General features: G+C 67.4%; 12 protein-coding genes. 2 read left to right on the forward strand and 10 right to left on the reverse strand.

Features of this window, described 5'->3' with window-relative positions; genetic code table 11:
- Positions 1-44: 44 nt before the first annotated feature.
- Positions 45-1,949: an ATP-dependent zinc metalloprotease FtsH gene (gene ftsH, locus ENE75_RS15555; RefSeq protein WP_128199251.1), complete on the reverse strand. Its 1,905-nt coding sequence runs from the start codon at positions 1,947-1,949 to the stop codon at positions 45-47.
- 142 nt (positions 1,950-2,091) lie between these two features.
- Positions 2,092-2,733 (reverse strand): RlmE family RNA methyltransferase, encoded by a 642-nt coding sequence (locus ENE75_RS15560; RefSeq protein WP_128199252.1) that lies wholly within the window; start codon positions 2,731-2,733, stop codon positions 2,092-2,094.
- A gap of 54 nt (positions 2,734-2,787) precedes the next feature.
- On the opposite strand from ENE75_RS15560, the gene ENE75_RS15565 reads away from it, so the two are divergent.
- Positions 2,788-3,264 carry a YhbY family RNA-binding protein gene (locus tag ENE75_RS15565; protein ID WP_128199253.1) on the forward strand — a complete coding sequence of 159 codons (477 nt, stop codon included), beginning with the start codon at positions 2,788-2,790 and terminating at the stop codon, positions 3,262-3,264.
- On the opposite strand, the gene ENE75_RS15570 is transcribed toward ENE75_RS15565, so the two are convergent.
- The 5 genes from ENE75_RS15570 to ENE75_RS15590 form a co-directional block, all read right to left on the reverse strand.
- Positions 3,242-3,700, reverse strand: coding sequence for a DUF4149 domain-containing protein (locus ENE75_RS15570; protein ID WP_128199254.1), 459 nt, complete (start codon positions 3,698-3,700; stop codon positions 3,242-3,244). The genes ENE75_RS15565 and ENE75_RS15570 overlap by 23 nt on opposite strands.
- A 14-nt stretch (positions 3,701-3,714) precedes the next feature.
- Positions 3,715-4,191, reverse strand: coding sequence for a transcription elongation factor GreA (greA, locus tag ENE75_RS15575; protein WP_128199255.1), 477 nt, complete (start codon positions 4,189-4,191; stop codon positions 3,715-3,717).
- Between the two features lie 90 nt (positions 4,192-4,281).
- On the reverse strand, positions 4,282-7,536 hold the full coding sequence (gene carB, locus ENE75_RS15580) for a carbamoyl-phosphate synthase large subunit (RefSeq protein WP_128199256.1): 3,255 nt from the start codon (positions 7,534-7,536) through the stop codon (positions 4,282-4,284).
- A 1-nt stretch (position 7,537) separates the two neighbouring features.
- On the reverse strand, positions 7,538-8,767 hold the full coding sequence (gene carA / locus ENE75_RS15585) for a glutamine-hydrolyzing carbamoyl-phosphate synthase small subunit (protein WP_128199257.1): 1,230 nt from the start codon (positions 8,765-8,767) through the stop codon (positions 7,538-7,540).
- Between the two features lie 191 nt (positions 8,768-8,958).
- The gene (locus ENE75_RS15590) at positions 8,959-9,369 is read right to left on the reverse strand and encodes a GlcG/HbpS family heme-binding protein (RefSeq protein ID WP_128199258.1); all 411 of its coding nucleotides are present in this window, start codon (positions 9,367-9,369) and stop codon (positions 8,959-8,961) included.
- Between the two features lie 125 nt (positions 9,370-9,494).
- On the opposite strand from ENE75_RS15590, the gene ENE75_RS15595 reads away from it, so the two are divergent.
- Positions 9,495-10,187: a Bax inhibitor-1/YccA family protein gene (locus ENE75_RS15595; protein WP_128199259.1), complete on the forward strand. Its 693-nt coding sequence runs from the start codon at positions 9,495-9,497 to the stop codon at positions 10,185-10,187.
- Positions 10,188-10,239: 52 nt separating this feature from the next.
- Here the strand turns inward: ENE75_RS15595 and rlmD are convergent, their stop codons facing one another.
- The 3 genes from rlmD to ENE75_RS15610 form a co-directional block, all read right to left on the reverse strand.
- On the reverse strand, positions 10,240-11,583 hold the full coding sequence (rlmD, locus tag ENE75_RS15600; protein WP_128199260.1) for a 23S rRNA (uracil(1939)-C(5))-methyltransferase RlmD: 1,344 nt from the start codon (positions 11,581-11,583) through the stop codon (positions 10,240-10,242).
- 73 nt (positions 11,584-11,656) lie between these two features.
- Positions 11,657-12,817 (reverse strand): ABC transporter substrate-binding protein, encoded by a 1,161-nt coding sequence (locus ENE75_RS15605; RefSeq protein WP_128199261.1) that lies wholly within the window; start codon positions 12,815-12,817, stop codon positions 11,657-11,659.
- Between the two features lie 89 nt (positions 12,818-12,906).
- On the reverse strand, positions 12,907-14,763 hold the full coding sequence (locus ENE75_RS15610; RefSeq protein ID WP_128199262.1) for an AMP-dependent synthetase/ligase: 1,857 nt from the start codon (positions 14,761-14,763) through the stop codon (positions 12,907-12,909).
- Between the last annotated feature and the right edge of the window lie 6 nt (positions 14,764-14,769).

The raw sequence follows: 14,769 nt of genomic DNA on the forward strand, positions 1-14,769 counted from the left end.
GCCCGGCGTTGGCCAGGCCCCGTAGGGAACGGTCTGCGGTCGACTCAGGCCGCAGCCGGCGCGCCGTCGGGATTCACCGGCGGCGTGCTGCCACCACCCGGCTTGGACGACGAAGGCGTCCAGTCCTTCGGTGGCCGCGGTGGCTTGCCGCCCATGATGTCGTCGATCTGCTCGCTGTCGATGGTTTCCCACTCCAGCAGGGCCTGGGCCATCGCGTGCATCTTGTCCTGGTTGGACTCGATGAGCTGGCGCGCCATGGCGTACTGCTCGTCGATGATCCGGCGCACCTCGCGGTCCACCTTCTGCATCGTGGCCTCGGACATGTTGGTCGTCTTGGTCACGCTGCGGCCAAGGAAGACCTCGCCCTCGTTCTCGGCATAGACCATGGGGCCCAGCTCGTCGGTCATGCCGTAGCGCATGACCATGTCGCGGGCGATGGAGGTGGCGCGCTCGAAGTCGTTGCTGGCGCCGGTGGTCATCTGGTTCATGAAGACCTCCTCGGCGATGCGGCCGCCGAACAGCACGCTGATCGTGCTGAGCATGCGCTCCTTGTCCATGCTGTAGCGGTCGGTCTCCGGCAACTGCATGGTGACCCCCAGCGCGCGACCGCGCGGGATCACGGTCACCTTGTGCACCGGATCGGTCTTGGGCATCAGGCGCGCCACCAGAGCGTGGCCGGCCTCGTGGTAGGCGGTGTTCTTCCGCTCCTCCTCGGGCATGACCATGGACTTGCGCTCGGGGCCCATCATGATCTTGTCCTTGGCCTTCTCGAAGTCGACCATCTCCACCACGCGGGCGTTGCGCCGCGCGGCGAACAGGGCCGCCTCGTTGACCAGGTTGGCCAGGTCGGCACCGCTGAAACCGGGCGTGCCGCGGGCCAGGATGTCGGCCTTGATGTCGCTGCCGACCGGCACCTTGCGCATGTGCACGCCCAGGATCTGCTCGCGGCCGCGCACGTCAGGAAGGGTCACGTAGACCTGGCGGTCGAAGCGGCCCGGGCGCAGCAGCGCCGGGTCCAGGATGTCGGGCCGGTTGGTGGCCGCCATCACGATGACGCCGAGGTTGGTCTCGAAGCCGTCCATCTCGACGAGCATCTGGTTGAGCGTCTGCTCGCGCTCGTCGTTGCCGCCGCCCAGGCCGGCACCACGGTGGCGACCGACGGCGTCGATCTCGTCGACGAAGATGATGCAGGGCGCGCTCTTCTTGGCCTGCTCGAACATGTCGCGCACGCGCGCCGCGCCGACGCCGACGAACATCTCGACGAAGTCCGACCCGCTGATGCTGAAGAACGGCACCTTGGCCTCGCCGGCGATGGCCTTGGCCAGCAGCGTCTTGCCGGTGCCCGGAGGGCCGACGAGCAGCACGCCGCGCGGGATGCGGCCACCGAGCTTCTGGAACTTCTGCGGGTCCTTGAGGAAGTCGACGAGTTCCTTGACCTCCTCCTTGGCCTCGTCGCAGCCCGCGACGTCGGCGAAGGTGGTGGTGTTGTTGCTCTCGTCGAGCATGCGCGCCTTGCTCTTGCCGAAGCTGAAGGCACCGCCCTTGCCGCCGCCCTGCATCTGGCGCATGAAGTAGATCCACACGCCGATCAGCAGCAGCATGGGGCCCCAGCTGACGAGGATGCTCATCAGCAGCGAGGGCTCCTCGCGCGGGCGCACGTCGAACTTGACGTTGTTGTTGATCAGGTCACCGACCAACCCGCGGTCAAGGTAGGTCGCGGTGCTGCGCACGCGGCGGTCGTCGCTCGTGAGCGCCACGATCTCGGTGCCGCCGTTGCCTTCCTGCAGCGTCACCGACTTGATGCGCCCGGCGCGCACCTCATCGAGGAAGTCCGAATACGCGATCTGGTTGCCGGCGGTCGTCGTGCGGTCGAACTGCTTGAACACGGTGAACAGCACGAGCGCGATCACCAGCCAGACTGCGACCTTCGAAAACCATTGATTGTTCACCGGGGCTCCTTGAAGACGATGGCGGCCAGCACGCTGCCGAAGGCAATGCACGCCGGACCATCGGCATATATGGCCAATTCTAGTTCAGGCAAGGGTTTGCGCCCTTGATCGGGGACTATCGGAAACATAGTGAAAACCGGCGCTATTCGGACCGCCGCGCCTTCAGACCCATGCCGACGACAAAGGTTTCCGCCGATCGGTCGCGCGACGCCTTGGGCTTGATCGGCTTGACGACCCGGAAGTGCTGCTTGAAGAGGGCCACCAGCTGACTGTAGCCGCTGCCGTGAAAGACCTTGCACACCAGCGCGCCTTCCGGGCGCAGGTGGCGGGTGGCGAACTCCACAGCCAGCTCGACCAGGTGAGAAATGCGTGCTGCATCCGACGCCGGGATGCCCGACAGGTTGGGCGCCATGTCGGACACCACCAGGTCCACCGGGCGGCCGGCCAGCTCGGCCTCCAGCGAGGCCGTGACCTCGTCCTCGCGGAAATCGCCCTGCAGGAAGGTGACCCCGTCCACCGGCTCGAAGTCCAGCAGGTCCAGCGCGATGATGGTGCCCGTGGTGCCCAGCTTGCGTCGCAGGTACTGGCTCCAGGCGCCTGGCGCCGCACCCAGGTCCACCACGACCTGGCCGGGCTTGACCAGCTTGAGCGTCTCGTCGATTTCCTTGAGCTTGTACGCCGCGCGCGCGCGGTAGCCCTCCTTCTGCGCCAGTTTGACGTAGGGATCGGTCAGGTGGTCGTGCAGCCAGGCGCGGTTGACCTTCTTGGACTTGGACGACTTCATCGATTCACCGCAGTTCTCGCCGTGGGGCCGGGATTCCGACCGGATAATAGGCAGATGCCCGCCATCGTTCTCTCCCCGGCGCAGCGCAAGGAACACCGCGCCGCCGCCCACCACCTCGACCCGGTCGTCATGATCGGTGCCGAGGGCCTGACCGATGCGGTCGCCAAGGAAGCCGACGCGGCGCTCAAGGCCCACGGCCTGATCAAGGTGCGGGTGTTCTCAGACGACCGGGCCACCCGTGAAGCGTTGCTGGCCACGCTGGCCGACCGGCTGAACGCCGCGCCCATCCAGCACATCGGCAAGCTGCTGGTGCTGTGGCGGCCGATCCCCCTGAAGGCCGCGCCGGAAGCGGTCGACCGTGGCGCCGGCCCGCGCGTGGTCAAGCTGGTCAAGTTCTCCAAGAGCGGCAACCATCGGGCCACGGTCAAGAAGGTCAAGGTGCTGGGCAACGAGCGCGTGACCGCCGGCGGCCTGATCAAGCGCGCCAAGCCGCGCGCGGCTGGCGGCGTCAAGAAGAAGACGCTGGGCTGACCGGGGGGCGGGCCGCGCGCCAGGCCAGCGCCAGCACCAGGAGCAGCTTGACGCCGTAGAAGGCGCTGCTGATGGCGTGCAGCTGGCCGAAACTCAGGCTGCCCTGCCCGGCCCGTGCCGCATCCATCATCGGCTGCACGCCAAAGTACCCGGCCACGGTGCAGAACAGCGCGCCGGCGGCCAGGCCCATGCCCACGCTGAACTGGCTGCCGCGGCCGGCCTCTGCGTCATCACGGGCCGCGATCCGTTCCAGCATCAGCAGCAGCAGGGCCAGCGCCAGGCTCACGTAGGCCTCCTGGCCCAGGATGCGCGCCACCATGCGCCCGGCATCGGGCCGCTGCAGCAGCGCAAAGGCCGCTGGCGTGGCCACCGCTGCCACGCACAGCAGGAAGCCGGCCCAGAGGCCGGGCAGCAGTCTTCGCAGGCGCTCGGCCATAGCGCTCTGTTGGCTCAGACGTAGCGGACGGCGATGATCTCCCAGTGCTTCAGGCCACCGGGCGCCTGTACCTCGGCCACGTCGCCGGCTTCCTTGCCGATGAGCGCACGCGCGATCGGGCTGCTGATGGAGATCAGACCGAGCTTCAGGTCGGCCTCGTCGTCGCCGACGATCTGGTAGGTGGCCTTGGCGCCGCTGTCCTCGTCCTCGAGGTCGACGGTGGCGCCGAACACCACCTTGCCACCCGCGTCCAGCGACGACGGGTCGATGACCTGGGCCGCGGCCAGCTTGCCTTCGAGTTCCTGGATGCGGCCTTCGATGAAGCCCTGCTTGTCCTTGGCCGCGTCGTACTCGGCGTTCTCCGACAGGTCACCCTGGGCACGGGCCTCGGCGATGGCCTGGATCACGGCATGGCGCTCCACGGTCTTCAGCCGGTGCAGCTCTTCCTTCAGCTTCTCGGCGCCGCGTTGGGTCAGAGGGATGGTGGGCATGGGAATTCCTGATCAGCCAAAAGCAAGACCGCCGCAAGCGGCTGGACGGTCACCCGTGAAGCCTGCCCTGCGGCGGAATGTGCGCGTAGTTTAAGTCAGTTCGGCGTGCAGTTCCTGCAGCGACAGCACGCTGAGGTCGTCGTCGTGCTTGAGCGCCTCGGTCACGGCCTCGCAGCCGGCCATCGTGGTGTAGTAGCTCACGCGGTTGGCGATGGCGGCGGTGCGGATGTAGCGGGAGTCCGCAATTGCGGTGCGCGTTTCATCGACGGTGGTGAACACCAGCTGGATCTCGCCGGCCTTGACCATGTCGGCGATGTGCGGCCGGCCGTCCTTGACCTTGTTGACCAACGTCACCGGCACGCCGGTCTCGGCGATGGCCGCGGCCGTGCCCTTGGTGGCCACGATGCGGAAGCCCAGGTTCACGAGGTCGGACGCCACCTTGACGGCGCGGTCCTTGTCGGCATCCTTGACGGTGATGACCACCGTGCCCTCGTCCGGCAGCTTGGAGCCGGCGCCGAGCTGGCTCTTGAGCATGGCCTCGCCGAAGGTCGTGCCCACACCCATGACCTCGCCGGTGGAGCGCATCTCCGGGCCGAGCACCGGGTCCACGCCCGGGAACTTGTTGAACGGGAACACCGCCTCCTTGACGCTGAAGTACGGCGGGATCACCTCGCGCGGTGCGCGGCCGTCCGTGCCGCGCTGGTCGCGCAGCCGGGTGCCGGCCATGCAGCGCGCGGCGATCTTGGCCAGCGGCTGGCCGGTGGCCTTGCTGACGTAGGGCACGGTGCGGCTGGCGCGCGGGTTGACCTCGAGCACGTAGACCTGCGCCTCGTCGCCTTCGCCCTGGATGGCGAACTGGGTGTTCATCAGGCCCACCACGCCCAGCGCCTTGGCCATCAGCGCGGTCTGGCGGCGCAGTTCGTCCTGCAGCGCGGGGCTCAGCGAGTACGGCGGCAGCGAACAGGCCGAGTCGCCGCTGTGCACGCCGGCTTGCTCGATGTGCTCCATGATGCCGCCGATCATGACCTCGTCGCCGTCGGCGATGCAGTCGACGTCGACCTCCACCGCGTCGTCGAGGAAGCGGTCCAGCAGCACCGGGCTCTTCTCGGACACGCGCACGGCCTCGCGCATGTAGCGTTCGAGATCCTTGTCGCCGTGCACGATCTCCATCGCGCGGCCGCCGAGCACGTAGCTCGGGCGCACCACCAGCGGGTAGCCGATCTCCTGCGCCATCAGCAGCGCGGCCTCTTCGGTGCGCGCGGTGCGGTTGGGCGGCTGCTTCAGGCCGAGTTCGTGCAGCAGCTTCTGGAAGCGCTCGCGGTCCTCGGCGATGTCGATGCTGTCGGGGCTGGTGCCGATGATGGGCACGCCGGCACGTTCCAGGTCCAGCGCAAGCTTCAGCGGGGTCTGGCCGCCGTACTGCACGATGACGCCGGTCGGCTTTTCCTTGTCGACGATCTCGAGCACGTCCTCCAGCGTCACCGGCTCGAAGTACAGGCGGTCACTGGTGTCGTAGTCGGTGGACACGGTCTCCGGGTTGCAGTTGACCATGATGGTCTCGTACCCGTCCTCGCGCATCGCGAAGGCCGCGTGCACGCAGCAGTAGTCGAACTCGATGCCCTGGCCGATGCGGTTGGGGCCGCCGCCCAGCACCATGATCTTCTTCTTCGTCGACGGCTCGGCCTCGCACTCCTCGTCGTAGGTGGAGTACATGTAGGCCGTCTCGGTGGCGAACTCCGCCGCGCAGGTGTCCACGCGCTTGTAGACCGGGCGCACGCCCATCGCATGACGGGCCGCGCGCACCGCGTGCTGGTGAGTGGACATCAGCGTGGCCAGGCGCTTGTCGGAGAAGCCCATGCGCTTGAGGTGCCGCAGTTCGGCCGCGCTCAGGCTGGCCAGCGTGCGGCTCTTCACCTGCGCCTCGGTGGCGACGATCTCCTCGATCTGCGCCAGGAACCACGGGTCGATGGCCGTTTCCTCGTGGATCTCGTCCAGCGTCATGCCGATGCGGAAGGCGTCGCCGACGAACAGGATGCGCTCCGGTCCCGGCTCGCCGATCTCCTGAACGATGTCCTCGCGGTCGGTGCTGCGCTCGTCCAGGCCGGAAATGCCCGTCTCCAGGCCACGCAGCGCCTTCTGGAAGCTCTCCTGGAAGGTGCGGCCGATGGCCATCACTTCGCCCACCGACTTCATCTGCGTGGTCAGGTGCGGGTCGGCCTCGCGGAACTTCTCGAAGGCGAAACGCGGGATCTTGGTGACCACGTAGTCGATGCTGGGCTCGAACGACGCCGGCGTGGCGCCGCCAGTGATGTCGTTCTTCAACTCGTCCAGCGTGTAGCCCACCGCCAGCTTGGCCGCGATCTTGGCGATCGGGAAGCCGGTGGCCTTGGACGCCAGCGCCGAGCTTCGGCTCACGCGCGGGTTCATCTCGATGACGATCATGCGCCCGGTCTTCGGGTCGATCGAGAACTGCACGTTGGAACCACCAGTGTCGACGCCGATCTCGCGCAGGATCGCGATCGAGGCGTCGCGCATCAGCTGGTATTCCTTGTCGGTCAGCGTCTGCGCCGGGGCCACGGTGATGGAATCCCCGGTGTGGATGCCCATCGGGTCCAGGTTCTCGATCGAGCAGACGATGATGCAGTTGTCCGCACGGTCGCGGACCACCTCCATCTCGTACTCCTTCCAGCCGATCAGGCTCTCCTCGATCAGCAGTTCATTGGTCGGCGAGAGGTCGATGCCGCGCTTGCAGATCTCCTCGAACTCCTCCGGGTTGTAGGCGATGCCGCCGCCGGTGCCGCCCATCGTGAAGCTCGGGCGGATGACCATCGGGAAGCCGGTGCTGCCGGTCTCGGCCTGGATGCGCTTCTGCACCGCCCAGGCTTCCTCCATGCTGTGCGCGATGCCGCTCTTGGCCGAGCCGAGACCGATCTTGGTCATCGCGTCCTTGAACTTCAGGCGGTCCTCGGCCTTCTCGATCGCGTGTTCGTTGGCGCCGATCATCTCGACGCCATACTTCGCCAGCACGCCATTGCGGTGCAGGTCCAGCGCGCAGTTCAGCGCCGTTTGGCCGCCCATCGTCGGCAGGATGGCGTCCGGCCGCTCCTTGGCGATGATGCGTTCCAGCACCGGCCAGGTGATGGGCTCGATGTAGGTGGCGTCGGCCATGCCGGGGTCGGTCATGATCGTCGCCGGGTTGCTGTTGACGAGGATGACGCGGTAGCCCTCCTCGCGCAGCGCCTTGCAGGCCTGGGCGCCGGAGTAGTCGAACTCGCAGGCCTGGCCGATGACGATCGGGCCGGCGCCGATGATGAGGATGCTCTGGATATCGGTGCGCTTCGGCATCTCAGTCCTCCCGCCGGGCCGCCCCAAGGGAGGACGCTGCCCCCTCGGGGGGCCGCGAACGCAGTGAGCTTGGGGGCTCCATCTTCTTCTCCATCAGATTCACGAAGCGATCGAACAGGTAGCCGATGTCGTGCGGGCCCGGGCTGGCCTCGGGGTGGCCCTGGAAGCAGAAGGCCGGCTTGTCGGTTCTCGCCAGGCCCTGCAGCGTGCCGTCGAACAGGCTCACATGCGTGGGGCGCAGGTTCGATGGCAGCGATTGCGCATCCACCGCGAAGCCGTGGTTCTGGCTGGTGATGCTGACGCGGCCGTTGTCCAGGTCCTTCACCGGGTGGTTGGCCCCGTGGTGGCCGAACTTCATCTTGAAGGTCTTCGCACCCGAGGCCAGCGCCATGATCTGGTGACCCAGGCAGATGCCGAAGGTGGGCAGGCCGGATTCGATCAGGTCGCGTGCCGCGGCGATGGCGTAGTCGCAGGGCTCCGGGTCGCCCGGGCCGTTGGACAGGAAGATGCCGTCCGGCTTCATCGCCAGCACGTCGGCCGCCGGCGTCTGCGCCGGCACCACCGTCAGCCGGCAGCCGCGGCTGGCCAGCATGCGCAGGATGTTGTGCTTGACGCCGAAGTCGTAGGCCACGACGTGGAAGCGCGGCGCGTCCTGCGTGCCGTAGCCCTGGCCCAGCGCCCACTCCGTGGTCCGCCAGTCGTACGCGGTGTCGGTGGTGACGACCTGGGCCAGATCCTGGCCCGCCATCGACGGTGCAGCGCGGGCCGCAGCCACGGCCTCGGCGATGCGCGTCTCGTCGATCGCCATGCCCGGTTCGAAGGCCATGATGCAGCCGTTCTGCGCACCGGTGGTGCGCAGCCGGCGCGTCAGGCGCCGGGTGTCGATGTCGGCGATGGCCACCGTGCCCTCGGCGCGCAGGTACTCCGGCAGCGTGCGGCTGGCGCGGAAGCTGGACGCGCGCCGCGGCAGGTCGCGGATCACGAGGCCGGCGGCATGCACGCGGCGGGCTTCGACGTCCTCGTCGCTGACCCCGTAGTTGCCGATGTGCGGATACGTCAACGTGACGATCTGCCGGCAGTACGACGGGTCGGTGAGGATCTCCTGGTAGCCGGTGAGCGCGGTGTTGAACACCACCTCGCCCACCGTGCGACCGGCCGCGCCGATCGAGGTGCCCAGGAAGGTCGAGCCGTCTGCAAGTGCCAGGAGGGCGGGGGGCAGGACAGGCAGCAAGACAATGGCTCCGGTGTGTGCAGCCCAGCCCGGCCGCCGCGCCGGCCGGATGGGCTGGGCGGCAGGCCGTCCTGAGGAAACCGAAGGCGGATTTCGCTAGGCTGCGCTGTTGGCAGGTAAACCGCCGAAGTATAGCCTGTCCAGCACTCTTCCCCGGGACAACCCTCAGCCGCCGGCGGTGCCGGGAGACCTCAGCTGGCCGTCAACGCCGCGATGCCGGCGCGCGCGATCTGGGCATCCTGTTGGCTCTGGACCCCGCTGACCCCCACTGCACCAAGGTGGTGCCCATCGACGATGATCGGCACGCCGCCCTCGAGCATGCCGCGCAGAGCCGGCGCGCTGAGGAACGAGGTGCGCCCCTGGTTGATCGTCTCTTCGTAGACACGGCTCTCGCGCCGGCCCAGCGCCGCGGTGTTGGCCTTGGCCGGGGCGATCTGCGCCGAGATCGGCGCGGCGCCGTCCAGGCGCTGCAGCCACAGCAGGTGGCCGCCGTCATCGACGATGGCGATGCTCACCGCCCAGCCGTTGGCCAGGGCCTCGGCCTCCGCGGCGGCAGCGATGCGCTTGATGTCGGCCAGTTCCAGGGTGGGTTTGGATTTCATGGTCAGATTCCTCGTCGTGAATACGGACAACGATAGCGCCCGGATTGATGACGGGAACTAAAATGACTTTCGACAAGTCCACCGCTGGACCTGTATCCACAACCCCCACCCCTGGAGGCTCTTCGATGATCGACAACGTGCAAACCTACCCCGGCCACGCGGGCGCAGGCGCACTCTCGTCGCAACGCAACCGCGTCCTGCGCAACACCTACTGGCTGCTGGCCCTGTCGATGGTGCCCACGGTGCTGGGTGCCTGGATCGGGGTGAGCACCGGGCTGGCGGCGGCCATGTCGCCGGGTATCGGCCTCGTCGTGTTCCTGGTCGGCGCCTTCGGCTTCATGTTCGCCATCGAGAAGACCAAGAACTCCGCCGCCGGCGTGCCGGTGCTGCTGGCGTTCACGTTCTTCATGGGCATCATGCTGGCGCGCCTGATCGGCGTCGTGCTGGGCCTGGCCAACGGCATGAGCCTGATCATGACCGCCTTCGCCGGCACGGCCGCCATCTTCTTCACGATGGCGTCGCTGAGCACGGTGATCAAGCGCGACCTGAGCGCGATGGGCAAGTGGCTGATGATCGGTGCCGTGATGGTGCTGGTGGCCGGCATCGCCAACTTCTTCATCCAGTCCAGCGCGCTGATGATCACACTGTCGGTGTTGGTGATCGGCATTTTCTCGGCCTTCATCCTGCACGACCTCAAGCGTGTGCAGGACGGCCTTGAGACGAACTACATCACCGCCACGCTGGGCGTGTACCTGAGCATCTACAACGTGTTCCAGGCCCTGCTCTCGCTGCTGGGCATCTTCGGCGGCGAAGACTGATCCAGGCGCTGAAGGATCGAAAGGGGCCCGCGGGCCCCTTTTTTTCGTTCATTCAGGGCCGCTCGAACACCGCCATGCTCTCCACGTGGGCGGTGTGGGGGAACATGTTCACCACACCCGCCTGCGTACAGCGGTAGCCCGCCTGATGCACCAGCAACCCGGCATCCCGCGCCAGCGTGGCCGGGTTGCAGCTGACGTAGACGATGCGCTTAGGCGGTGCCCATGACGCGCCAGCCTGCACCAGATCCGCGGCCGCCTTGGCGAGTGCGAACGCCCCCTCGCGGGGTGGATCGACCAGCCAGCGATCGACCGGGCCCAGCGCCTGCAGGTCGTCCGCCGTCAGCTCGAACAGGTTGCGCACCTCGAAGTCGGCCCGCAGCCCGTTTCGCCCAGCATTCTCTCCGGCCCGCTGCACCAGCGCCTGGCTGCCCTCGATGCCCAGCACGGTGGCACCGCGCCGTGCGATCGGGAGTGTGAAGTTGCCCAGACCGCAGAACCAGTCGATCACGCGCTCGCCCGGCAGCGGGTCCAGCCGCGTGAGGGCACGCTGCACCAGCACGCGGTTGATGTGCGGATTGACCTGGGTGAAGTCCGTCGGCTTGAACGGCATGTGCACGCCGAACTCCGGCAGGTCATAGGCCAGTTCAGGACCGTCGTCGTCAAGGCGATGCACGGTGTCCGGGCCCTTGGGCTGCAACCACCACTGCACGCCGTGTTCCGCGGCGAAGGCCCGCAGGCGGGCCAGGTCGCCATCGGGCAACGGGGCCAGGTGGCGCAGCACCAGCGCCACCACCGCGTCACCCATCGCGAGCTCGATCTGCGGCAGGCGGTCGCGTTCGGCCATCCCCGCCACCAGCGCACGCAGCCTGGGCAGCAGTGCGCTCACCGCCGGCGGCAGCACCTCACAGCGGCCCATGTCGGCCACGTAGCGCGACTTGCGCTCGTGGAAGCCCACCAGCACCACGTCCTTGCGGGCCACGTAGCGCACCGACAACCGGGCCCGGTAACGGTAGCCCCAGGCCGGGCCTTCGATGGGCCGCAGCAGGCGCTCGGGCTTGACCTTGCCCAGGTGCCAGAGGTTGTCCTCCAGCACGCGCTGCTTCACCGCCACCTGCGCCGCCGGGTGAAGGTGCTGCATCTTGCAGCCGCCGCAGGCCTCGCGGTGCAGGCCGAAGTGCGGGCAGCCCGGCGCCACACGCTGCGCACTTTCGCGCGCGATGGCCGTCACCTGGCCCTGCTCCCACTGGTTCTTGCGCCGGCCCACGTTGACCTGCACCCGCTCACCCGGCAGGGCGCCCTCGATGAAGACCACCTTGCCATCGGCGCGGTGTGCCACGCCCTGCCCGTCGAGGTCGAGCGACTCGACCTCCAGCCATTCGTCATTCAGTGCCGACATGCCCGGGATTATCCGGTCGCCATGAAGAAGGGCCGCCCGAAGGCGGCCCATGCTTGCCAAGAACCGATCGTGCTCAGGGCTTCATGTAGTCCGACACCACCTTCCAGCGCTGGCCCTGCAGCTGCGACAGCCGCGAGGTGTCGTTGCCCAGGCGCTTGGTGGCGGTGAACGTGGCCGGCGGGCTGCCGAAGATGTCGGCCGGGATGGTCATCGAGTCCATCGCCTTGATGAAGCTGTCCACCGTCAGGTTCGGACCAGCCTTCTGCGCCGCCTTGGCAAAGGCATCGATGGCGTTGTAGCCATAGACGGAGAAGACGGTGGGGTCCTCGTTGAACTTGGTCTTGTACTTCTTGGCCCAGAAGCTGATGGCCGGCGAGGCGTCGTCCAGGTAGGGATGCTGCGACGTGTGGGTGGCATACAGGCCGTCCATGGCGGCGCCGCCGAGCTTGTGGATCAGGTCGGTATACGACGCGCTCGAACCCAGGAACGTCGGGCTGAAGCCCAGCTTGCGTGCGGTGGCGATGCCCCCGATGGTCTCGCGGATGATGGTGCCCATCACCACCATGTCGCAGCCGGCCGACTGCAGCTTGGCCATCTGCGACGAGAAGTCGGTGGCGCCGCGCTTGTACGAGGTCTTCTCGGTCATCTCCATGCCGGCGGCCTTGAGACCATCCTCGGCGCCGCGCAGCACCTCCAGGCCGAACTCGTCGTCCTGGTACATCGAGCAGACCTTCTTGGCGCCCTTCTCCTTGGCCAGCTTCGGTGCGGCGATGCGCATCTGGTCGTAGTACGTCGCGGCGAACGCGTACTTGAGCTTGTGGAAGGGGTCGTACATCTGCCGCGCCGCAGTCACCGGAAAGAAGTTGAAGACGTTCTTCTGGAACTGCACCGGCATCGCGGCCATGTTCTGCGCGGTGCCAATGTGGCCGATCATCGCGAAGATCTTGTCGCTGTTGACCAGCTTCTGCGCCGCCAGCACGGCCTTCTTGGGGTCGTAGGCCGAATCCTCGACCTGCAGCTTGAGCTGGCGGCCGTTCACGCCCCCGAGCTCGTTGATCTCGTCGACGGCCAGCAGCATGCCCAGGCGCACCTGCTTGCCGAAACCGGCGATGGGGCCGGAGAGATCCTGGATCGAGCCCAGCATGATCTCGTTCTTGCTGACACCCTGGGTCTGTGCCCAGGTGCTGCCCACGGCCATCGCGGCGGCGATGGCAACCAGGTGGCGGATCTTCATCTCAGGTCTCCTTCGAAGGGTCGAACGGCACGATGGTCGCACCGGGCGGGACGGCTTCCCATTGGCGTTAGTGCTGAATCGGGCCCCGGTCAGCCGGCGTACATGGCCTCGATCTGCGGGGCGTACTTCTTCTGCACCAGCTTGCGCTTGAGCTTCATCGTCGGCGTGAGTTCCTCGTCCTCGGCCGTGAGCTGGGCGTCGATGAGGTGGAACTTCTTGATCTGCTCGACGCGGGCGAACTTCTTGTTCACGCGGTCGATCTCGGCCTGGATCAGCGCCCGCACCTCCGGCGCGCGCGTCAGGCTGGCGTAGTTGCTGAAGGGCACGTCGTTGTCCTGCGCGTACTTCTCGACGTTCTCCTGGTCGATCATGATCAGGACCACGAGGTACGGTCGTGCGTCGCCGATCACCACGGCGTCGGTCACGTAGGGCGAGAACTTCAGCTCGTTCTCGATCTCGGTGGGCGTGACGTTCTTGCCGCCGGCCGTGATGATGATGTCCTTCATCCGGTCGGTGATGCGGAAGGTGCCTTCGGCATCAACCTGACCCACGTCGCCGGTGTGCAGCCAGCCGTCCTTGTCGATGGTCTCGGCCGTCTTCTCCGGCTGGTTCAGGTAGCCCGTGAAGACGTTGGGGCCGCGCACCAGGATCTCGCCGGTGACCTCGTCGATGCGCACCTCGTTGTACGGCGCCGCGATGCCGATGCGGCCGGGGCGGATGCGGTCAACCGGCGTGTAGGTGCTGATGCCGCCGGTCTCGGTCATGCCCCAGACCTCGGCCATCGGCACGCCCAGGGCCATGTACCAGCGCACCAGGTCGGGCGAGATCGGCGCGGCGCCGGTGATGCAGGCGCGCGCGCGGTGGATGCCGATGAGCTTGCGCACGTTGTCCAGCACCAGCAGCCGCGCCAGGCGGAACTTCAGCTTCAGGCTACCCGGCACCGGCTGGCCGGCCATCACCTTGTCCACCACCTGCATGCCGGTGGCCACGCCCCAGGCGTAGGCCAGCTGCTGCAGGCGGCCGGATTCCTTGATAGCGATCGTCACCGCCGAATAGAACTTCTCCCACACCCGCGGCACGGCCACGGCCACCGTGGGGGCGATCTCGCGCACGTTCTCCGGCACGGTCTCCGGGTTCTCGACGAAGTTCAGCTTCGAGCCGGTGTACATGCAGAAGTACTCGCCGCCCATGCGCTCGGCGATGTGGCACAGCGGCAGGAAGCACATGCGCTCGTCCTGCTCGTCCTGGCCGCCGGTCAGGTTGTAGCCGCGCATCGACGTGACGAGCGTGCGATGGCTGTGCATCGCGCCCTTGGGCTTGCCGGTGGTGCCCGAGGTGTAGACCAGGATGGCCAGGTCGTCAGGCTGCACGGCAGACACCCGCTGCGCGATCGCGTCGGGATGCTGCTGCCGGTGCGCGCGGCCGAGTTCGCGCAGCGCCTCGAGCGAGATCACGCCGTCGTCCTGGAGATCGTGCAGGCCTTCCATGTCGAAGACCACGATCTTGCGCAGCAGCGGCAGCTGCGCGCGCACCTCCAGCGCCTTGTCGAGCTGCTCGTCGTTCTCGACGAACAGCACCACGGTGCGCGAGTCCTCGCAGAGGTAGTGCACCTGCGACGCGGCGTCGGTGGGGTAGATGCCGGAACTGACGCCGCCGCAGCTGAGCACGCCCAGGTCGGCCAGCACCCATTCGACGACCGTGTTCGACAGGATGGAGACCGTCTCACCGCGCTCGAAGCCCAGCGCCATCAGGCCGTGGGCGATCTCGGTCACCGCATCGGCCACCCGCTGCCAGGTCCAGGCGCGCCAGATGCCCAGGTCCTTCTCGCGCAGCCAGGTCTGGTCGGCGCGCTGCTTCGCCGCGTTCCAGAAGATCGCCGGCACCGTCTCGCCGGGCACGACGATGGTCTCGATCCGCCGAGGCTGCACATCCCAGAGGTTGGACATCGTGGT

Origin of the sequence: Rubrivivax albus, assembly GCF_004016515.1 — a bacterium.
Classification (GTDB): domain Bacteria; phylum Pseudomonadota; class Gammaproteobacteria; order Burkholderiales; family Burkholderiaceae_C; genus Rubrivivax; species Rubrivivax albus.

Excerpts from the sequence above, each read along its gene's own strand:
- ENE75_RS15560 (WP_128199252.1), bottom strand. The coding sequence starts at position 2,733 with ATGAAGTCGTCCAAGTCCAAGAAGGTCAACCGCGCCTGGCTGCACGAC.
- ENE75_RS15565 (WP_128199253.1), top strand. The coding sequence starts at position 2,788 with ATGCCCGCCATCGTTCTCTCCCCGGCGCAGCGCAAGGAACACCGCGCC.
- ENE75_RS15570 (WP_128199254.1), bottom strand. The coding sequence starts at position 3,700 with ATGGCCGAGCGCCTGCGAAGACTGCTGCCCGGCCTCTGGGCCGGCTTC.
- greA (WP_128199255.1), bottom strand. The coding sequence starts at position 4,191 with ATGCCCACCATCCCTCTGACCCAACGCGGCGCCGAGAAGCTGAAGGAA.
- carB (WP_128199256.1), bottom strand. The coding sequence starts at position 7,536 with ATGCCGAAGCGCACCGATATCCAGAGCATCCTCATCATCGGCGCCGGC.
- ENE75_RS15590 (WP_128199258.1), bottom strand. The coding sequence starts at position 9,369 with ATGAAATCCAAACCCACCCTGGAACTGGCCGACATCAAGCGCATCGCT.
- ENE75_RS15595 (WP_128199259.1), top strand. The coding sequence starts at position 9,495 with ATGATCGACAACGTGCAAACCTACCCCGGCCACGCGGGCGCAGGCGCA.
- rlmD (WP_128199260.1), bottom strand. The coding sequence starts at position 11,583 with ATGTCGGCACTGAATGACGAATGGCTGGAGGTCGAGTCGCTCGACCTC.
- ENE75_RS15605 (WP_128199261.1), bottom strand. The coding sequence starts at position 12,817 with ATGAAGATCCGCCACCTGGTTGCCATCGCCGCCGCGATGGCCGTGGGC.
- ENE75_RS15610 (WP_128199262.1), bottom strand. The coding sequence starts at position 14,763 with ATGTCCAACCTCTGGGATGTGCAGCCTCGGCGGATCGAGACCATCGTC.